We start from the raw sequence: 18,838 nt of genomic DNA, 5'->3' as shown, positions 1-18,838 counted from the left end.
GCGTTTATCAGCCCTCGATTTCGATCAGGATCTCGCCGGGCGTGACGCGGTCGCCCTTGGCCACGTGGATAGCCACGACCTTGCCGGCGATGGCCGCCTGCACTTCGGTTTCCATCTTCATGGCTTCGGTGATCAATACAGCCTGGCCAGCCTTGACCGTGTCGCCCTCCTTCACCAGCACATCGACGATGTTGCCAGGCATGGTGGTGCTGACATGGCCGGGTGCGCTGGCTTGCTTGCGCTTGCTGCCGCCACCACCGACGAACTCGTTCAAAGGCTCGAATACCACCTCTTCGGGCATGCCATCAATCGACAGGTAGAAGTGGCGTTTGCCTTCGGCCTTGACGCCGACCCCGGTGATATCCACCCGGTAGGTTTCACCGTGCACGTCGATGACGAACTCGGTGGGCACACCCTCGCCACCCGGGGCAGCGACGGCGCCAGCCTCAGGAATGGGCAGCAACACTTCTGGAGTGAGCGTGCCGGCCTCGCGCTCTTCAAGGAACTTGCGCCCGATGTCCGGGAACATGGCGAAGGTCAGCACGTCCTCTTCGCTGCGGGCCAGGGCACCGATCTCGGTGCGCAGCTTGGCCATTTCCGGCTTCAACAGGTCGGCCGGGCGCACGTCGATCACATCTTCGCTGCCGATGGCCTGGCGGCGCAGTTGCTCGTTCACCACGCCAGGTGCCTTGCCGTAACCGCCTTGCAGGTAAAGCTTCACCTCGTTGGTGATGGTTTTGTAGCGCTCGCCGGCCAGCACGTTGAAGAACGCCTGGGTGCCGACGATTTGCGAGGTTGGCGTGACCAGCGGCGGGAAGCCCAGGTCTTCACGCACACGCGGGATCTCGGCGAGCACTTCGCTCATGCGGTTGAGGGCGCCCTGCTCCTTCAACTGGTTGGCCAGGTTGGAAATCATGCCACCCGGCACCTGGTTGACCTGCACGCGGGTGTCCACGGCGGTGAACTCGCTTTCGAACTGGTGGTACTTCTTGCGCACGGCGTAGAAATACAGGCCGATTTCCTGCAGCAGTTCCAGGTCGAGGCCAGTGTCGAACTCGCTGCCCTTGAGCGCGGCGACCATCGATTCAGTACCCGGGTGGCTGGTGCCCCAGGCAAAGCTGGAGATGGCCGTGTCGATATGGTCGGCGCCGTTTTCCACAGCCTTGAGCTGGCACATGGCAGCCAGGCCTGCAGTGTCGTGGGAGTGAATGAACACCGGCAGCGACTGTTCGGCTTTCAATGCCTTGACCAGTTCGCCCGTGGCGAACGGTGTCAGCAGGCCTGCCATGTCCTTGATTGCCACCGAGTCGCAGCCCATGGCTTCCATCTGCTTGGCCTGGTTCACGAAGGCTTCGATGGTGTGCACCGGGCTGGTGGTGTAGGCGATGGTGCCCTGGGCATGCTTGCCCGCCGCCTTGACCGCTTCGATGGCCACGCGCAGGTTACGCACGTCGTTCATGGCGTCGAAAATGCGGAATACATCGATGCCGTTTACAGCAGCCTTGGCCACGAAAGCCTTGACCACGTCATCGCTGTAGTGGCGGTAGCCCAGCAGGTTCTGGCCGCGCAACAGCATCTGCAGACGCGTGTTGGGCAGGGCGGCGCGCAGCTTGCGCAGGCGCTCCCAGGGGTCTTCCTTGAGGAAGCGCACACAGGCGTCGAAGGTGGCACCACCCCACACTTCCAGCGACCAGTAGCCAACCTTGTCGAGCTTGTCGCAGATCGGCAGCATGTCTTCGGTACGCATGCGGGTCGCCAGCAAAGACTGGTGGGCGTCGCGCAGGATCGTGTCGGTTACGTGGATTTTCTTGGACATTGTTATCTCCTTTTAGCGGCAAGCTCGTAGCGGTAAGCCGCAAGAAAAGCCGATTCGCTTCTACTTGCAGCGTGCCGCTCGCAGCTTGCCCCTGCATTCAGATGCCGGCGTGGGCGGCGATGGCGGCGGCGATGGCCAGGGCCAGCTCTTCGGGTTTGCGCTTGATCGAGTAGTTGGTCAGTTCAGGGTGGCTTTCGACAAAGCTGGTGTTGAACTGGCCGCTACGGAATTCCGGGTTGCGCAGGATTTCCTGGTAGTACGCGGCGGTGGTCTTCACGCCTTGCACGCGCATGTCGTCCAGGGCCCGCAGGCCGCGGTCCATGGCTTCTTCCCAGGTCAACGCCCACACCACCAGTTTCAGGCACATGGAGTCGTAGAACGGCGGAATGGTGTAGCCCGTGTAAATGGCCGTGTCGGTACGCACGCCAGGGCCACCGGGGGCGTAATAACGCGTGATCTTGCCGAAGCTGGGCAGGAAGTTGTTTTTCGGGTCCTCGGCGTTGATCCGGAACTGCAACGCGTAGCCGCGGTGCTGGATGTCTTCCTGTTTCACCGACAAAGGCAGGCCGGAGGCGATGCGGATCTGCTCGCGGACAATATCGATGCCGGTGATTTCTTCGGTGATGGTGTGCTCTACCTGCACCCGCGTGTTCATTTCCATGAAATACACTTCGCCATCGGCCAGCAAGAACTCGACGGTACCGGCGTTCTCGTAATCCACTGCCTTGGCTGCGCGCACGGCCAGGTCGCCGATGTAGGCGCGCTGCTCAGGCGTGAGCTGTGGGCTGGGTGCGATTTCAATGAGCTTCTGGTTGCGGCGCTGAATGGAGCAGTCACGCTCGAACAGGTGCACCACGTTGCCGAAGCTGTCACCGAGAATCTGCGCCTCGATGTGCTTGGGGTTGACGATGCACTTCTCCAGAAACACCTCGGCCGAACCGAATGCCTTGGTGGCCTCGGAGATGACCCGCGGGAAGTTCTGTTCCAGCTCTTCGCGGCTGTTGCAGCGGCGGATGCCACGCCCGCCGCCACCGGAGGTCGCCTTGAGCATCACCGGGTAACCGATGCGCTCACCCTCGCTGAGGGCTTCGTGGATGTCGGCCACGTTGCCTTCGGTACCCGGGGTTACCGGTACCCCCGCCGCGATCATGGTGCGACGCGCTTCCGTCTTGTCGCCCATGCGGCGAATCACGTCGGCGGCCGGGCCGATGAACTTGATGCCACGCTCTGCACAGATCTCCGCCAGTTCGGCGTTTTCCGACAGAAAACCATAACCCGGGTGCAGCGCATCACAGCCGGTTTCCACCGCCAGGTTCACCAGCTTGCGCGGGTTCAGGTACCCGGCCAGCGGCTCAGCACCAATGCTGTGGGCTTCGTCGGCGCGCTTCACATGCAGGGCGTGCCGGTCGGCGTCGGAAAAGATCGCTACCGAGCGGATGCCCATCTCGGCGCAGGCGCGCACGATCCGAACTGCAATTTCACCTCGGTTGGCGATCAGGATTTTTTTTATCACTGGAGTCTTCCCAAAGCCGTAGGAACAGTCGAGCCGGTTCTACCGGTCGGCGCGTGGCCAGGCGTTGCTGGCCAGTCGCACTTTCACCCTAGCGCTGTGGGTTGATAAACAAAAATCAATATTTGTTAGAGGCAGTATTAGCAAAAGCTTATAGTGAAGTAACAAGGTATTGCCCAAGAGCCCAATAAAATGCGTAAGTCCTTGATGCGTATGACATTGCGTCAATTACAGATCTTCAATGAGGTGTGCGACCTGCGGTCTTACAGCCGCGCCGCAGAAGAAATGGCGTTGACGCAACCCGCCGTAAGTCTACAGATACGCCAGCTGGAAGAGCTCATCGGGCAGCCGCTGTTCGAATACGTGGGCAAGAAGTTGTACCTGACCGAAGCCGCCGAAGCCTTGCAGCGCGCCAGCCATGACATTTTCGGGCGCCTGGAGAGCCTGGACATGCAACTGTCGGACATGCAGGGGTCATTGCAGGGGCAGTTGAAACTGGCCATCGAGTCCAGTGCCAAGTACTTCGTTCCACACCTGTTCGCCGCCTTCAAGCAGCGTCACCCGGAGGTGAACCTGACCTTGACGGTGGTCAACCGTGCCCAGGCCATCCGGCGCCTTTCCGACAACCGCGACGACCTGATCATCATGTCCATGGTGCCGCAGGACATGGGCCTTGAGTTCCTGCCTTTCCTCAATAACCCGATCATTGCCGTGGCCCCGCCCGATCACCCGCTGTGCAAGCTGGCGCAGTTGCGCCTGCAGGACCTGGAGCCTCATACGCTGCTGATCCGCGAGCAGGGGTCGGGAACCCGCAGGGCCTGCGAGGAATACTTCAAGGAAAAGCGCGTGCACTTCACCCAGACCCTGGAGGTGGCATCCGCCGACGCCCAGCGCGAGTGCGTGATCGCCGGCCTGGGCATCGCCCTGCTGACCCGGCATGCGGTCAACCTTGAACTGGCTACCGGGGCGCTTGCGGAACTGCCGGTAGAAGAACTGCCGTTGTACCGCAGCTGGTGCGTGGTGCAGTCCAAGGCCAAGCGGCAATCGCCAGTGGCGCTTGCCTTCCAGGCATTCATCCGCAGTGAACGAACGTTGATCAGCGGCCTGGTTGAGCGTTTTTCGGGGCGCTTGCCGCCGACGCCTGCCACACCGTGAGTTCTTGCAGTTCGGGGTAATCCACCAGGTCGCGCAGCAGCTGACGCTGATCGCAGTAGCTTTCGATCGCGCGGCGGTATTCCATGCGGCGCTGGTCCTTTTCCTGCTGCTTGCGAGCTTTGGCGTTGGGTTGGTAGATACCGTCGTGGTCACGAGCCATTGCCTGTCTCCCTGGTAGGATGCGGGAGTTTCAGACTGGCCCAGGGGGTTTACGGTTTTGCGCCGAAATGGTGACAGGATCGTGAATTTTCACTGCTACAGGGTACTACCGCATGCACAGTGCTGCCTGGCTGAACAGGCGCGCAGGGTGCTGCTCAGTCGTCGGTCGCCTTGATCGATTTAGGCGACAGGCGCAGGCTGCGCAAACTGCGCTTCACGCTCTTGAGGTGGTTGACCAGGCTGGGACCCCGCGCCATGGCAACGCCCATGGCCAGCACGTCGATGACCACCAAGTGGGCGATGCGTGAGGTGAGCGGGGTGTAGATTTCGGTGTCTTCGTGCACGTCGATGGCCAAATTGACCGTGGACAGCTCGGCCAGCGGGGTCTGGCTGGGGCACAGGGTGATCAGGTTGGCACCGCTCTCGCGTACCAGGTTGGCAGTGATCAACAGGTCTTTGGAGCGGCCCGACTGGGAAATGCACACTGCCACGTCACCTGGCTTGAGCGTGACGGCCGACATCGCCTGCATGTGCGGGTCGGAGTACGCCGCCGCGCTTAACAGCAAGCGAAAGAACTTGTGCTGAGCATCCGCCGCTACCGCACCGGACGCACCAAAGCCGTAAAACTCCACACGCTGTGCCTGGGCCATGGCACTTACCGCCTGCTGCAGTGCGTGCGCGTCGAGGTGCTCGCGCACCTCCATCAGGGTATGCAGGGTGGTGTCGAAGATCTTCAGGCTGTAGTCGGCGACGGAGTCGTCTTCGTGAATGGCAAACTGCCCGAAACTGGCCCCGGCGGCCAAGCTCTGCGCCAGCTTGAGCTTTAGGTCCTGAAAACCCGTACACCCAATGGCCCTGCAGAAACGTACGATGGTCGGTTCGCTGATACCGACGCTGTGCGCGAGGTCGGCCATGGAGCTGTGCATCACGGCAGCCGGGTCGAGCAGCACGTGGTCGGCCACTTTCAGTTCCGATTTGCGCAGCAGGTGGCGCGATTGGGCGATATGTTGCAACAGATTCACGGGCTGGACTCGGTTATGATCGGCTGGCCGGGTTGTAGCTTTCTTGTAGTTATACTACATGGACGCCAACCCGCCCAGTTAAACGAACGTGGAGCGTGGTGGTTTGACTATTCCTTGCGACATTCTGGTCTTCGGCGGCACTGGCGATCTGGCCCTGCACAAATTGCTCCCGGCGCTCTACCACCTGTTTCGCGAGGCTCGCCTGGACCCGGCCGTCAGGGTCATCGCCCTGGCCAGGCGGCAACTGCCACGCAACGAATACCTCAAGCTCGCCGAGCGCCACTGCCGCGCGCAGATTGCCCGTAGCGAATTCGACGATGAAGTCTGGCGGCGTTTTTGCGCACGCCTGGACTACTTCGCCATGGACGCCTCGCAAAGTGCAGACTTCGGCCGCCTGGCACGCTACCTGGGTGAGCCCGGGGGGCTGACGCGTATCTTCTACCTGGCCACGGCGCCCTCGCTGTTCGTGCCTATCGCCACGCACCTGCGCATCGCCGGGCTGGCTGACAGTGAAGCACGCATCGTGCTGGAAAAACCCATCGGCCATTCGCTGGCGTCGGCCACGGCCATCAACGAATCGATCGGTGCCGTGTTCGAAGAGCGCCAGGTGTTTCGCATCGACCATTACCTGGGCAAGGAAACCGTGCAGAACCTCATGGCCCTGCGCTTTGCCAACGCCTTGCTGGAGCCGGTATGGCGCAATAGCCAGGTCGACCATGTGCAGATCAGCGTGGGGGAAACCCTGGGGGTAGAAAACCGCGGCGGTTACTACGACCGCGCAGGGGCGACGCGCGACATGCTGCAGAACCACCTGCTGCAGCTGTTATGCCTGGTGGCCATGGAGCCCCCGGCGCAGTTCGAAGCAGAAGCGGTGCGTGACGAAAAGGTGAAGATTCTGCGCGCACTGAAACCGATCACCGGGCAGGATGTGCAGGACAAGACCGTACGCGGCCAGTACGGTGCCGGGCATATCGGCGGCCAGGAAGTGATGGCCTATTACTTCGAAAAGGATGTGGATAACGATAGCGACACGGAAACCTTTGTCGCGATCGAGGCGCACATCGACAACTGGCGCTGGGCTGGCGTGCCCTTCTACCTGCGCACAGGCAAGCGCATGGCGCGGCGCTCTTCGCAGATCGTCATCCAGTTCAAGCCGGTACCCCATGAGCTGTTCAACGGTGGCCAGGTAAACCAGTTGCTGATCCAGCTGCAACCGGACGAGCGCATCAGCCTGCGCATGATGACCAAGACCCCTGGGAAGGGCATGCGGCTGGAGCCGGTAGACCTGAACCTGAACCTGGCGCAGGTGTTCAGCCAGACCCGCCGCTGGGAAGCCTACGAACGGCTGCTGCTGGATGTGCTGGAGGGCGACTCGACGCTGTTCATGCGCCGCGACGAAGTGGAAGCGGCCTGGGCGTGGGTGGACCCGATCATCGCGGGCTGGGAAGAGCACTTCCAGGCGCCCCGCCACTACGCGGCCGGCAACAACGGGCCGGAGCAGGCCAACAGCCTGCTGGCCCGTCATGGCAGAACCTGGCACGGGTGAAGCATTGCCAAATCCAAGCCTTGCGCAGACTAGGGGAAAGTGGCTGTGCGCTCCGGCGCTACTTTCACCCCCTACAGGACTCTACCTAAAATGGCTAAATGCACCGATTTTGTCGCTTACAACCAAACCGCTGCGGGCGAACAGACCTTCCGCGTCCACGGCACCGTCACTGTACCTAGCCCGGCATTCGAGCCGGTACTGGTCGAGCCGGACGTCCGCCACCGCGGCAATTGGGAGGTACTGCATCTGGAGCTGGTGGATACCGGCGTGGTAGCCAATGCCGTTCTGACCGAAAAAACCGTCGAATTTCTTCGCGACGGCGCCTGCCCGTTCAGCCAAGTAGAAATCATTCATTCGGAAGGTTCCTTCAAGGTTGAGATCGAACCGGCCCAGGCCTGCGATTGATACGCCCAGCCAGGTGGCATACGGTTGCCGCCTGGCTTCCCACCGCTGGCCGTCGGCCGGGGTGAATATTCATACAGTAGGCGTTTGCCCCCGGGTCAGCCTCCCCCTAGAATGGCGGGATGCACACAGACGACCTCTCCCTCCTGCTGAACTCCCTCAACGATGCCCAACGCCAGGCCGTAGCCGCCTCGGTCGGGCGTCAACTGGTGCTTGCCGGCGCCGGTTCCGGTAAAACCCGCGTGCTGGTTCATCGCATTGCCTGGCTCATCCAGGTAGAGCAGGCCTCGCCGCATTCGATCCTGTCGGTGACGTTCACCAACAAGGCGGCGGCAGAAATGCGCCACCGGATCGAGCAACTGCTGGGCATAAACCCGGCGGGCATGTGGGTGGGCACGTTCCACGGGCTGGCCCATCGCTTGCTCCGGGCCCACTGGCAGGAAGCAGGCCTGGTGCAGAACTTCCAGATTCTCGACAGTGACGACCAGCAGCGGCTGGTCAAGCGGGTAATGCGCGAGCTGGGCCTGGACGAGCAGAAGTGGCCGGCACGCCAGGCACAGTGGTTCATCAACGGGCAGAAGGACGAGGGCCTGCGGCCGCAGCATATCCAGCCTGGGGGCGACCTGTTCCTGTCCACCATGCGCGACGTGTACAGCGCCTACGAGCAGGCGTGCGAGCGGGCCGGGGTCATCGATTTCTCCGAGCTGCTGCTGCGCGCGCTGGACTTGTGGCGGGACCACCCCGGTTTGCTGGAGCACTACCAGCGGCGCTTCCGCCATGTACTGGTCGACGAGTTCCAGGACACCAACGCCGTGCAGTACGCCTGGCTGCGCCTGCTGGCGCGCGGCGGCGACAGCCTGATGGCGGTGGGCGACGACGACCAGTCGATCTACGGCTGGCGCGGCGCCAAGATCGAGAACATCCACCAGTACACGGCCGATTTCCCTGACGCCGAGCTGATCCGCCTGGAGCAGAACTACCGCTCCACAGGCGGCATCCTCAAGGCTGCCAACGCCTTGATCGCCAACAACAGCGGCCGCTTGGGCAAAGAGCTGTGGACCGACATGGGTGAAGGCGAACCGCTCACCTTGTACGCCGCCTACAACGAGCATGATGAAGCGCGCTACGTGGTGGAAACCATCGAAAGCCTGATCAAGCAGGGCAATACCCGCAGCGACATCGCCATTCTGTACCGCTCCAACGCCCAGTCGCGGGTATTGGAAGAAGCCCTGCTGCGCGAGCGTATTCCTTACCGTATCTATGGCGGCCAGCGCTTCTTCGAGCGTGCGGAAATCAAGAATGCCATGGCCTACCTGCGCCTGATCGAGGGCCGGGGCAACGATGCCGCCCTGGAGCGGGTAATCAACGTCCCGCCTCGCGGAATCGGTGAGAAAACCGTCGAGGCCATCCGCGAGCATGCGCGTCACAGCCAGGCTTCAATGTGGCAGGCCATGTGCCAGCTGATTGCCGCCAAAGCGCTGAAAGGCCGCGCCGCCAGTGCGCTTGGCGCGTTCATCGAGCTGATCGAAGGGTTGGCTGCCAAAGTGGCGGACATGCCGCTGCACACCATGACACAGACCACCATCGAGCAGTCGGGCCTGATTATCTACCATCAGGAAGAAAAGGGTGAAAAGGGCCAGGCACGGGTAGAAAACCTTGAGGAACTGGTGAGCGCGGCGCGTAATTTCGAATCCACCGAAGAAGACGCCGACCTTTCGCCGCTGTCCGCCTTCCTCGGCCATGCCTCGCTCGAAGCGGGCGATGCGCAGGCTGACGAGCATGAAGACAGCGTCCAGCTGATGACCTTGCACAGCGCCAAAGGCCTGGAATTCCCTTATGTGTTCCTGGTGGGCATGGAAGAAGGCCTGTTCCCGCACAAGATGAGCCTGGAAGAACCTGGGCGCCTGGAAGAAGAGCGTCGCCTGGCCTATGTGGGCATCACCCGGGCCATGCGCCAGCTGGTCATGAGCTATGCCGAGACGCGTAGGCTTTACGGTAGCGAAACCTACAACAAGGTTTCACGGTTCGTACGTGAAATTCCGGCAGGCCTGGTTCAGGAAGTGCGTTTGTCCAACAGCGTCAGCCGCCCGTTCGGCGGGGCCAAAACAGCTGCTGGCAGCAACCTGTTCGCCAACGCCAATATCCCGCAGACCTCGTTCAACCTCGGCCAGCGCGTACAGCACGCGGTATTTGGCGAAGGCGTGATCCTGAATTTCGAAGGCTCAGGCGCCCAGGCACGGGTTCAGGTGAATTTCGACGAAGGCAGCAAGTGGTTGATGCTGGGGTATGCCAAGCTGGAAGCGATCTGAACCCTGGGCCGTCCCTTGCGGGTGCGGCCCTGCAACATTTAGGCAAAAGCTCGAAACATTATGTCGCTGGTCATGTGCCCAGGAACCTGTGCACCATGACGCGCGTGCAATCCACAACAGGGGATATCCCACTTATGCAACGTTTTCTTAGCATCGCACTGGCGCTTTGCGTCGGCCTGACGCTGAGCCTGGACGCCAACGCCAAACGCTTTGGCGGCGGCAAGAGCTCGGGCTCCGCGCCTATCCACCAGACCCGTCAAGCTACGCCAACCACGCCCGCTGCCACGCCGACCGCGCCTGGCCGTGCACCGGCAGCTGCCAGCGGTGCTTCGCGCTGGCTGGGCCCACTGGCAGGCTTGGCCGCCGGTGGCCTGCTGGCGTCCATGTTCATGGGCGACGGCTTCGAGGGCTTCCAGATCATGGACTTCCTGATCGTCGCGCTCATAGCCTTCCTGGTCTTCCGCTTCATTGCCGCACGACGTCGCCAGCAGCAGCCACACATGGCCGCGCCTGGCCATGCGCCGATGCAGCGTGAGGTGTACGGCCAGCCTGCGCAGCCCTCCATCTTCGGCGGCTCGGCGGCACCTGCTGCGGCAGCGGCCCCGGTGATCAACGCGCCAGCCTGGTTCAACGAGCAGAGCTTCCTGGCCGCTGCCCGCAACCACTTCCAGTCGCTGCAGCAGCACTGGGATGCCAACGAAATGGACAAGATCGGCGAGTTCGTTACCCCGCAGATGCTCGAGTTCCTCAAGCGCGAGCGTGCCGAACTGGGTGATGGCTTCCAGTCGACCTATATCGACAACCTCGAAGTGCAGCTGGACGGTGTTGATGATCGCGCCGACCGCACCGACGCTACCCTGACCTTCCGCGGCGTGTCGAAAAACTCGCGCTTCGACCAAGGTGAGGCATTCAGCGAAAGCTGGCACATGGTTCGCGCCCAAGGCGATAACCAGCCATGGCTGGTTGCCGGTATCCGCCAAAACGGCTAACCGCGCACGCTGCACCCAAAAACCCCGGGGCCATCCCCGGGGTTTTTGCTTTTGTCATAGCGGCCTACTAGGGTATAACCCGCAGCGTTGTCATCTAGGTCTGAGGAAGTGAACCGTGGAAGAAGTGATCGAACAACTCCGTGAAGCCAACGAGCCAGTGCCGGTGCCCCTCGAGCTTCCGGATGAGGAATTGTTGGTCGAGATCGAAGAACAACTGTTCATCAACATTCCGTTTGTGTTCAAAGAGTTCTTGTTGAACGTAAGTGACGTTGTATACGGCTCACTGGAGCCTGTTACGGTCACTGACCCGCAATCCCACACCTACCTGCCTGAAGTCGCCGCCAATGCATGGGACGCCGGCGTACCGCGTGAGTTGATCCCGCTGTGCCAGGATGGCGAGAACTACTACTGCGTTGAAGAGGACGGCACGGTGGTGTTGTGGGATGCCGACGAGGAGCTGGTCGGTGAAGAGAGCTGGGAGTCGGTGTGGCACTGGGCGCGGGATGTCTGGCTGGAAAGCTGAGCCAATGGCCGGGTGATTGGCCTGTAAGAGCGGGCTTGGCGGCGGGATGGGGCGGGCGCCGCTCTCGCGGCGCATCGCGAGCTTTGCTCGCTCCTACATGCGGTGTTAGTGGGTGTTCTCCCGGCTGTTCTCCAAGGTTTCCAGCAAGGCGATCTGCATGCGTGTATGGACGCGGATGAACCAGCGCCACAGCAACGCCACTACTACCGCCGCAACCACCGCGATAATCAGCAACAGCTCGTTGGTAGGCAGAATGCTCGCCGACAGTGCCGAGAGCAGCAGGAAGATCACCAGCAGCGACAACAGCGGTATCACCTCTGCGATTACACGCCGTACACGTTGGGTATGGCGCCCGGCCATTTCTGGCTTCACACCCATCTCGGCCAACAGCATCGACAGCGCCTTGAGCTTGCGATAGGCCGCAATCAGGAAGGGCAGCGACAACAACAGTGCCGCCCCCCAGATCATCGCCTTTTGCTGGCTGATATCGCCCACCCATTGCGTGAGCCAGGCACCGATACGCCCTGCAAAGTAACCGCCACTGAAGAAGATGGCGATCACCAGGGCCAGGTTTACCCCGACCTGCATGAGGATGCGCCGTATCATCGCCGCCACCATGGCACCCTCACCCTGGGGCTGGATGCTGCGCAACCACTCGCCATATAACGACAACACCCTGGCCAGACGACCAGGCACCACCTTGCCCAGCTTGATAGACAACGGGTCAGCGGCACGAATCAGGTAGGGGGTAAGCAGTGTGGTGATGGCCGATACGGCAACGGCTACCGGGTATAAAAAGTCACTGGTGACCTGCAGGGTCATACCCAACGCGGCGATGATGAATGAAAATTCGCCAATCTGGGAAAGGCCCATGCCAACCCGTAACGAAGTGCGCCCATCATTACCGGCGATAAAGGCCCCCATGCCGCACGACAGCATCTTGCCCAGCACCACCGCCAAGGTGATCACCACGATGGGCCAGGCGTAATCTATCAGCACCTGCGGGTCGATCATCAGGCCGATGGCGACGAAAAAGATGGCGCTGAACATGTCACGCACCGGCTCGATCAGGCGTTCGATTTTCAGCAACTGACGGGATTCAGCCATGATCGCGCCAATCAGGAACGCCCCCAGCACCATGCTGTATTCCAGCTTCACCACCAGCAGGCAGAAGCCGAAACACAGGCCCAGCACGGTGATGAGCAGCATCTCGTTGCTTTCGAACTTGGCCACATAAGCCAGCAGGCGCGGTACCAGCAAAATGCCGATAACCAGGGCAACGATCATGAACAGCGACAACTTGCCAACGGTGGAGAACACCTCACCGGAGCTGACCGTGCCACTGACGGCAATCCCCGAAAGCAGCGCAATGATGCCGATGCCCAGAATGTCCTCGACAATCAGCACGCCGAAGATCAGCTGGGCAAAGCGCTCGTTTTTCATCTTCAGGTCGTTGAGCGCCTTGACGATGATGGTGGTTGAAGAAATGGCCAGGATGGCGCCCAGGAACAGCGAATCCATGGTGTTCCAGCCAAACCAGCGGCCAATTTCGAAGCCGATCCATATCATCAGCACGATTTCCAAGAAGGCCGCGATGAACGCAGTAGCGCCAACCTTGAACAACTTGCGCAAGCTGAATTCGAGCCCAAGGCAGAACATGAGGAAGATCACCCCCAGTTCGGCCAGGGTCTTGATGGTGTCCTCATCGTGGATAAGGCCGAAAGGCGGGGTATGCGGGCCGATGATGAAACCGGCAACGATGTAGCCCAGTACCACAGGCTGCTTGAGGCGATGAAAAAGGATGGTGACCACGCCCGCGACCAGCATGATGACCGCCAGGTCCTGGATGAAGCTGATGGCATGCATGGCGCGATACTCCTTTTCTCGTCATTTGGTGAATACCCAGGCAGACCGCGCCTGCGCCGAGGCAAGCCAAGCAAGCAGTACAGACTGTATTGAACACTGGAAGGCCCGTGGTTCACGGGTGTACTCAGGTTAACATTGCACCCGGGCGCAAAATGCCAGTGCAATATGATGAAACAGATCGACCGGGTAAACGCCGCCGATGGCAGTATCGGCGTGACGCCCGCGCGCCCACCGACGTCCCGTATTGGCCTGGCAACTCAACGAGAGGGGAACTGCGATGCCTGAAGATAACGCCCCCCATTTGCCCGATTCAGCGCAACCACACCGTGAGCACACTATGGAACCTGGAAACGCCCAGCTGAGCATGACTGTCCTGATGACCCCGGACATGGCCAACTTTTCTGGCAACGTACATGGCGGCACCCTGCTCAAGTACCTCGACGAGGTGGCCTATGCATGCGCCAGCCGCTATGCCGGCTCCTATGTGGTGACCCTGTCGGTCGACCAGGTGATCTTCCGCGAGCCCGTGCACGTGGGCGAGCTGGTGACCTTCCTGGCGTCGGTGAACTACACCGGCAACACGTCCATGGAAGTAGGCATCAAGGTGGTGACCGAGAACATCCGCGAGCGCTCGGTACGCCATTCCAACAGCTGCTTCTTCACCATGGTGGCCGTGGATGACAACCGCAGGCCGGTGTCGGTCCCGCCGCGCCAACCGCAAACCAGCGAAGAAAAGCGCCGCTTCCTGCAAGGCCAGCAGCGCCGTGAGATTCGCCAGGAACTGGAAAAGCGCTACCAGAACCTGAAAACCGACGCGAACTAGAACGCCAGCGGCTGCGCCTCGAAGCGTACCCGGGGGTGAGCGATGCGATCCTGGGCACGCACCAGTTGCAGTTCGTAGCTGGCGCACGCCTGGGTTTCCAGCAGCACCTCGTGCACGGCCGCTGCGGCGAATTCGAAGGCCTGCTCCCAACTGTCGCCCAGCAGCACCCGGGCCAGAAAAAGGCCAGAGGTAAGGTCGCCAACCCCTACCGGCTGACGCGGGAACGTCAGCAAAGGCCTGCGCAGGTGCCAGCTGTGCTCAGCGGTTACCAGCAGCATTTCGAAGTGGTCTTCGCCACGCCCGGGGTAGGCCAGGTGCTTGACCAGCACTACCTTGGGCCCCCGTTGCAACAGGCTGCGTGCCATGCCAACGCAATCCTGCAGGGACTGCGCGCGGCGCCCGAAGAAGCTGTCCAGCTCCAACTGGTTGGGGCACAGGATATCGGCCTTGCCAACGGCTTCTTGCAGCAAAAATTGGCTGACTTCCTGCGGCACGCTGCAGCCCTTCTCCGGGTGCCCCATCACCGGGTCGCACACATACAGTGCTTTGGGGTTTACCGCCTTGATGCGCGCCACACCAGCCAGAATCGCCCTGCCCTGTTCGGCACTACCCAGGTAACCGGACAACACCGCGTCACAGTGCCCCAACTCACCGATATTGGAAATGCCTTCCACCAACGCAGGAATTTGCGCAGGGGCGAGCACTTCGCCGGCCCACTGGCCATACTGTGTGTGGTTGGAGAACTGCACGGTATTGAGCGGCCAGACATTGACCCCGATACGCTGCATGGGAAACACCGCAGCGCTGTTGCCGGCGTGGCCGAACACCACATGGGACTGAATGGCGAGCAGGTGCGGAGTACGTTTCATGCAGGGGTTCCAAAGCGGTTTCAAGACTGCGCAGTATGAACTCGATTGCCATCTGTACGACAGGCCAGGGACGCAGTTAAGCTGGATCTACCTGTTTGGAGCATACGCAAATGTTGACCCTGGAGAACCTCTTCCTGCTGATGCTGGTGGCCACAGCAGGCGCCTGGCTGTGGCACAACCACGGCTTGCGCGAAAAAGCCCTGGAACGGGTCAAGCAGCATTGCGCCAAGCTGGACCTGGAGTTGCTGGACGATGCGGTCGCCCTCAAGCGCATCGCCTTCGTGCGCGATGCCAAGGGCCGCAAACGGCTGGCGCGCATCTATGGGTTCGAATTCACCGTGACCGGCGAGCAGCGCCACCCGGGGACCGTGACCCAGTTCGGCGCGCACAGCGTGCAAATTGAGCTGGCGCCCTACCCGTTCGAAATCAAGACGCCGCCGCGCACCGATAACGTCATCGAAATGCAGCAGTGGCGCCAGCAGCATAACCGCTGGCATAACTGATCAGCTCACCCGGCACGCAGCGAACACGGCCTGAAGCGACGCCTCGGGTTGCGGTTCATCGAAAATCAACTCGATACGGCTATCGGTGCGCCAATCGCTGGGTTGCCAGGCTGGGACACTGCCATCCAGCCCATTGAAAGACTGCCAACCAGCCGCAGTGTGGATAACCCCCTTCGCTCGCCGCCACGGCAGGCGCTCCAGCGCGGCTGCGATGGCTTGTGGATAAAAATGCTGGCTCGGGTGCCAGCGCCAGCCAATGCTCCAGCCGCCCTCCCCCTGCTGCGTCATGGACAGTGGCAGCGTAGGATCCGCCCAGACGACCAAGGGCCTGCCGTGCAGATTGTCGACAATCTGGTTATCCACAGGTGAATGCTGGATAACGCCGCCACTGCGCAGTGGAAGGTTTGCCAGAGGCAGGCGTCCCTGCTCCACCCAAGCAAGCTTAACTGTTGATAATTTGTTATTTATCAACAGTTTAGTATTTTCATCCACAGTGTCTGACTTGTTGATTACCAGTAGCTCGCAAGCTGCCAGAGCACGCCTTTGTGCATCCGAAAGCAGATCATCCACCAGCAGAGAGCGGGCATCGACCACCATGATCAGAGGCTGCACCGTCAACACATGCTGCCAAGGTTCGCTTTTCAGCTGATTTAGCAACTGCAACGGGTGCCCCAACCCGGAAGGCTCGATGAACAGCCTGTCGGGCTTGGCCTTACGCAGAAGCCGACCCAAACCAACCTGGAAAGGCACACCACTCACGCAACACAAACAACCGCCAGCCACTTCGCCTATCGCGACGCCATCCTCGTCGCGGGCCAGCAAAGCGGCGTCCAGGCCCACCAAGCCGAATTCGTTCACCAGCACTGCCCAGCGCTCGCTGGCAGGCCGTTGTGCCAGCAAATGGCGGATCAGAGTGGTCTTGCCGGCCCCCAACGGGCCTGCAATCACGTGGGTGGGGATATCGTGGAACATGGCTGATCTATGGCTGGCTGGGGTAGCCCACTATGCGCCGTCACGCCAGCCAGTCAAGGCTGAGCAGCAGGCGGCGCTGTGGCCCGGCAGGTGATCGGTGCACAAGCCCCGCCCCCTCATTGCCCTGCCACTTCTCACCTTTGAGCAAGGCCACCTCACCCGCGTGCAAACGCTTTATCCTGTGCAGATCAACCACCGCTGTGGATAAGTTTTCTCGGGTGTGGGTATCACTCTCCAGCCATTCGCTCCCTGGCCCTGAGTAGGTACACAGCAGCCTCACAGGCACGTTATCCACATGGAAGCGTGGGCACATCGGCCCTTCCAGCACGCGAATGCGCAGCCCTACCCGGCGAGCGCCCAGCAGGCAGGTGAAGGCCTCGACCAACCATGTCACATCAGCCACGAAGGCCCCGTAACCCTCCACGTCGGCGGCCTCCGACAACAGGTCGGCAAGTACCGGGGCCCTGTGCTCATCCACCTCGATCACGCTCTGGTCTGCCAGTGATGGGCCAAGGCCCACCACGACTGCGGCGAAGTCCTCCAACTGCGGCGGCAAATGCCTGCGCCACACAGACATGTTCACACCGTCCTGCAGCACATCCGCCAGTATCTGAGGAGAATCGCCGAATGCCTGGCGGATATCCACAAGCTGAAGGGCCTGACTCATGCGGCGGCCTGCTCAAGCCATGGCCCAAACGGATCCCCCAGCCGCAGCCAGCCCATCGGGCCAAGTTCCATCTCCTCATCGGTGAGCAAGCAAGCCTCCAGCGCTGTGGATAATTCATCGAAATCGATGTTTTGCCCTATAAACACCAGCTCTTGCCGGCAGTCGCCGGTGTCAGGCGTCCAATGCTTAAGAATGGCAGCGGTGTTATCCACATCCTCCGGCCACTGATCCTTGGGTACGAATCGCCACCATCGCCCTGCCAAGCCATGACGCATCATGCCGCCCGCCTGGGACCAGCTACCCGCCTCCTGATACTTACTGGCCAGCCAGAAGAAGCCTTTCGAGCGCAGTAGGCGCCCATTGGTCCAAGGGGTGTGGATAAAGTCGAAGAAGCGCTGTGGATGAAGCGGGCGCCGTGCCTGCCATGTGCTGGCGGCGATGCCGTATTCCTCGGTTTCAGGCACGTGCTCGCCGCGCAGTTCCTGCAGCCAGCCCGGCGCCTGGGCTGCCTCGTCAAAATCGAACAGGCCGGTGTCGAGAATCCTGGCCAATGGGACTTGGCCCATGACCATAGGCACAATCTGCGCCCGGGCGTTGAGGCTACGCAGAATCGCGATGAGTTCTTCCCGTTCTGCCTGGCTGATCAGGTCGATCTTGCTCAGCAACAATACGTCGGCAAACTCCACCTGCTCGATGAGCAGGTCGGTAATCGAGCGCTCGTCTTCATCGCCTAATGTTTCGCCACGGCTGGCCAGGCTATCGGCAGCTTGATAATCACTCATGAAATTCAGGCCATCGACAACGGTGACCATGGTGTCCAGCCGCGCCAGGTCTGACAGGCTGCGCCCTTGCTCGTCCCGGAAGGTGAAGGTTTCTGCAACGGGTAGCGGCTCTGAAATGCCCGTCGACTCGATAAGCAGGTAATCGAAACGGCCTTCTTCAGCCAGCCGCGCAACCTCCTCCAGCAGGTCTTCGCGCAATGTGCAGCAGATACAACCGTTGCTCATTTCCACCAGCTTTTCTTCGGCACGGTTCAAGCTGACGTTGCGTTGCACCTCGCTGGCATCAATGTTGATTTCACTCATGTCGTTGACGATAACCGCCACCCGAAGGTTGTCGCGGTTACGCAGTACATGGTTGAGCAACGTGCTTTTGCCGGCCCCCAGAAAGCCGGAGAGCACGGTAACGGGAAGGCGATCAGACATGGCAAACCTCTACAGGCAGAAGCATTCGAAACGATGCATTGCACAATGTTATAAAGTAACAATACAATTTCGCCAAGCTGTTCCTGACAAACGAGAGCTCGCCAGTGCCCCAGATGAACGTGCAACGCATCCTCATGCTACTGATGCTCGCCTTGCCCTGCAGCGCGTTGGCGATGCCTCCCAGCCCTAAACTCGCCCTTTGCACCCGTAGCGCCACGCTGCTGGCCTGCCAGGACCGCGCTGGCGGCTACTACAGCGTGCGAACAGAGGGCAGCACGTTTTATTTACGTGGCTACGACGTGCAGAGCAGGCGCCTATGGGCACAGACCAATAGCCGCTACGGCAGCCTGACTTTCTTCACAGGCCTGGCAAGCAATGGGGAAGCATGGGTTGGATACAGCCGCAGGGTGGGCTGGACCACGTTGAATAGGGTATCCAGCTCAAGCGGCCAGCGTTTCAACCTGCACTGCAGCCTGGTAGGCGGATGCCTCTGAAAACACTA

General features: G+C 60.9%; 18 protein-coding genes. 9 read left to right on the top strand and 9 right to left on the bottom strand.

The genetic code is table 11. The features are described 5' to 3' along the window. Positions 1–7: 7 nt before the first annotated feature. Both oadA and PPA02S_RS02375 read right to left on the bottom strand, forming a co-directional pair. Positions 8–1,816 (bottom strand): sodium-extruding oxaloacetate decarboxylase subunit alpha, encoded by a 1,809-nt coding sequence (gene oadA / locus PPA02S_RS02380; RefSeq protein WP_028632848.1) that lies wholly within the window; start codon positions 1,814–1,816, stop codon positions 8–10. Between the two features lie 97 nt (positions 1,817–1,913). Next, complete coding sequence (locus PPA02S_RS02375; RefSeq protein WP_028632847.1) at positions 1,914–3,329, bottom strand: acetyl-CoA carboxylase biotin carboxylase subunit; 1,416 nt, start codon at positions 3,327–3,329, stop codon at positions 1,914–1,916. 189 nt (positions 3,330–3,518) lie between these two features. Between PPA02S_RS02375 and PPA02S_RS02370 the strand changes: the two genes are divergently transcribed. Further along, positions 3,519–4,481: a LysR family transcriptional regulator gene (locus tag PPA02S_RS02370; protein ID WP_028632846.1), complete on the top strand. Its 963-nt coding sequence runs from the start codon at positions 3,519–3,521 to the stop codon at positions 4,479–4,481. Here the strand turns inward: PPA02S_RS02370 and PPA02S_RS22340 are convergent. Both PPA02S_RS22340 and hexR read right to left on the bottom strand, forming a co-directional pair. Further along, positions 4,423–4,641 carry a PA3496 family putative envelope integrity protein gene (locus PPA02S_RS22340; protein WP_028632845.1) on the bottom strand — a complete coding sequence of 73 codons (219 nt, stop codon included), beginning with the start codon at positions 4,639–4,641 and terminating at the stop codon, positions 4,423–4,425. The genes PPA02S_RS02370 and PPA02S_RS22340 overlap by 59 nt on opposite strands. A gap of 154 nt (positions 4,642–4,795) precedes the next feature. Then, positions 4,796–5,662 carry a transcriptional regulator HexR gene (gene hexR / locus PPA02S_RS02360; protein ID WP_028632844.1) on the bottom strand — a complete coding sequence of 289 codons (867 nt, stop codon included), beginning with the start codon at positions 5,660–5,662 and terminating at the stop codon, positions 4,796–4,798. 103 nt (positions 5,663–5,765) lie between these two features. On the opposite strand from hexR, the gene zwf reads away from it, so the two are divergent. The 5 genes from zwf (at position 5,766) to PPA02S_RS02335 (ending at position 11,431) form a co-directional block, all read left to right on the top strand. Continuing rightward, complete coding sequence (gene zwf / locus PPA02S_RS02355; protein WP_028632843.1) at positions 5,766–7,208, top strand: glucose-6-phosphate dehydrogenase; 1,443 nt, start codon at positions 5,766–5,768, stop codon at positions 7,206–7,208. A gap of 90 nt (positions 7,209–7,298) precedes the next feature. After that, positions 7,299–7,613: a hypothetical protein gene (locus tag PPA02S_RS02350; RefSeq protein ID WP_028632842.1), complete on the top strand. Its 315-nt coding sequence runs from the start codon at positions 7,299–7,301 to the stop codon at positions 7,611–7,613. A 119-nt stretch (positions 7,614–7,732) separates the two neighbouring features. Further along, positions 7,733–9,919, top strand: a complete 2,187-nt coding sequence (gene uvrD, locus PPA02S_RS02345) for a DNA helicase II (protein ID WP_028632841.1) — start codon at positions 7,733–7,735, stop codon at positions 9,917–9,919. 134 nt (positions 9,920–10,053) lie between these two features. Next, entirely contained in the window at positions 10,054–10,908 is an 855-nt protein-coding gene (locus PPA02S_RS02340) for a Tim44 domain-containing protein (protein ID WP_028632840.1), read from the top strand. A 115-nt stretch (positions 10,909–11,023) separates the two neighbouring features. Further along, on the top strand, positions 11,024–11,431 hold the full coding sequence (locus PPA02S_RS02335) for an SMI1/KNR4 family protein (protein ID WP_028632839.1): 408 nt from the start codon (positions 11,024–11,026) through the stop codon (positions 11,429–11,431). Positions 11,432–11,536: 105 nt separating this feature from the next. Here the strand turns inward: PPA02S_RS02335 and PPA02S_RS02330 are convergent, their stop codons facing one another. After that, positions 11,537–13,297, bottom strand: a complete 1,761-nt coding sequence (locus PPA02S_RS02330; RefSeq protein WP_028632838.1) for a cation:proton antiporter — start codon at positions 13,295–13,297, stop codon at positions 11,537–11,539. Positions 13,298–13,634: 337 nt separating this feature from the next. Here PPA02S_RS02330 and PPA02S_RS02325 point away from each other — a divergent pair, with 337 nt between their 5' ends. After that, on the top strand, positions 13,635–14,120 hold the full coding sequence (locus tag PPA02S_RS02325; protein ID WP_028632837.1) for an acyl-CoA thioesterase: 486 nt from the start codon (positions 13,635–13,637) through the stop codon (positions 14,118–14,120). On the opposite strand, the gene pdxY is transcribed toward PPA02S_RS02325, so the two are convergent. Then, entirely contained in the window at positions 14,117–14,989 is an 873-nt protein-coding gene (gene pdxY / locus PPA02S_RS02320) for a pyridoxal kinase PdxY (RefSeq protein ID WP_028632836.1), read from the bottom strand. The genes PPA02S_RS02325 and pdxY overlap by 4 nt on opposite strands. Positions 14,990–15,099: 110 nt before the next feature. Here pdxY and PPA02S_RS02315 point away from each other — a divergent pair, with 110 nt between their 5' ends. Further along, complete coding sequence (locus PPA02S_RS02315; RefSeq protein WP_028632835.1) at positions 15,100–15,492, top strand: DUF3301 domain-containing protein; 393 nt, start codon at positions 15,100–15,102, stop codon at positions 15,490–15,492. Here the strand turns inward: PPA02S_RS02315 and PPA02S_RS02310 are convergent, their stop codons facing one another. Genes PPA02S_RS02310 through zigA form a run of 3 tightly spaced genes read right to left on the bottom strand, consistent with a single transcriptional unit; the run spans position 15,493 to position 18,336 of the window. Beyond that, on the bottom strand, positions 15,493–16,464 hold the full coding sequence (locus tag PPA02S_RS02310; protein WP_028632834.1) for a CobW family GTP-binding protein: 972 nt from the start codon (positions 16,462–16,464) through the stop codon (positions 15,493–15,495). It lies immediately after the preceding gene. Positions 16,465–16,504: 40 nt separating this feature from the next. Further along, a complete protein-coding gene (locus PPA02S_RS02305) occupies positions 16,505–17,131 on the bottom strand; it encodes a DUF1826 domain-containing protein (RefSeq protein WP_028632833.1) in 627 nt (208 codons plus the stop codon). Continuing rightward, entirely contained in the window at positions 17,128–18,336 is a 1,209-nt protein-coding gene (zigA, locus tag PPA02S_RS02300; RefSeq protein WP_028632832.1) for a zinc metallochaperone GTPase ZigA, read from the bottom strand. The genes PPA02S_RS02305 and zigA overlap by 4 nt, the downstream gene beginning before the upstream one ends. Positions 18,337–18,449: 113 nt before the next feature. Between zigA and PPA02S_RS23270 the strand changes: the two genes are divergently transcribed. Continuing rightward, positions 18,450–18,830 (top strand): hypothetical protein, encoded by a 381-nt coding sequence (locus PPA02S_RS23270; protein ID WP_028632831.1) that lies wholly within the window; start codon positions 18,450–18,452, stop codon positions 18,828–18,830. The last annotated feature ends 8 nt before the right edge of the window (positions 18,831–18,838 follow it).

It is taken from the genome of Pseudomonas parafulva NBRC 16636 = DSM 17004, from assembly GCF_000730645.1.
In the GTDB taxonomy this organism is placed as follows: Bacteria; Pseudomonadota; Gammaproteobacteria; order Pseudomonadales; family Pseudomonadaceae; genus Aquipseudomonas; species Aquipseudomonas parafulva.
The sequence above is the reverse complement of the archived record's forward strand: the minus strand, read 5'-3'. Positions and strand labels throughout refer to the sequence as shown.

Excerpts from the sequence above, each read along its gene's own strand:
- PPA02S_RS02330 (WP_028632838.1), bottom strand. The coding sequence starts at position 13,297 with ATGCATGCCATCAGCTTCATCCAGGACCTGGCGGTCATCATGCTGGTC.
- PPA02S_RS02305 (WP_028632833.1), bottom strand. The coding sequence starts at position 17,131 with ATGAGTCAGGCCCTTCAGCTTGTGGATATCCGCCAGGCATTCGGCGAT.
- uvrD (WP_028632841.1), top strand. The coding sequence starts at position 7,733 with ATGCACACAGACGACCTCTCCCTCCTGCTGAACTCCCTCAACGATGCC.
- pdxY (WP_028632836.1), bottom strand. The coding sequence starts at position 14,989 with ATGAAACGTACTCCGCACCTGCTCGCCATTCAGTCCCATGTGGTGTTC.
- PPA02S_RS22340 (WP_028632845.1), bottom strand. The coding sequence starts at position 4,641 with ATGGCTCGTGACCACGACGGTATCTACCAACCCAACGCCAAAGCTCGC.
- PPA02S_RS23270 (WP_028632831.1), top strand. The coding sequence starts at position 18,450 with ATGAACGTGCAACGCATCCTCATGCTACTGATGCTCGCCTTGCCCTGC.
- PPA02S_RS02310 (WP_028632834.1), bottom strand. The coding sequence starts at position 16,464 with ATGTTCCACGATATCCCCACCCACGTGATTGCAGGCCCGTTGGGGGCC.
- zigA (WP_028632832.1), bottom strand. The coding sequence starts at position 18,336 with ATGTCTGATCGCCTTCCCGTTACCGTGCTCTCCGGCTTTCTGGGGGCC.
- oadA (WP_028632848.1), bottom strand. The coding sequence starts at position 1,816 with ATGTCCAAGAAAATCCACGTAACCGACACGATCCTGCGCGACGCCCAC.
- PPA02S_RS02370 (WP_028632846.1), top strand. The coding sequence starts at position 3,519 with ATGCGTAAGTCCTTGATGCGTATGACATTGCGTCAATTACAGATCTTC.
- PPA02S_RS02350 (WP_028632842.1), top strand. The coding sequence starts at position 7,299 with ATGGCTAAATGCACCGATTTTGTCGCTTACAACCAAACCGCTGCGGGC.
- PPA02S_RS02315 (WP_028632835.1), top strand. The coding sequence starts at position 15,100 with ATGTTGACCCTGGAGAACCTCTTCCTGCTGATGCTGGTGGCCACAGCA.
- PPA02S_RS02325 (WP_028632837.1), top strand. The coding sequence starts at position 13,635 with ATGGAACCTGGAAACGCCCAGCTGAGCATGACTGTCCTGATGACCCCG.
- PPA02S_RS02340 (WP_028632840.1), top strand. The coding sequence starts at position 10,054 with ATGCAACGTTTTCTTAGCATCGCACTGGCGCTTTGCGTCGGCCTGACG.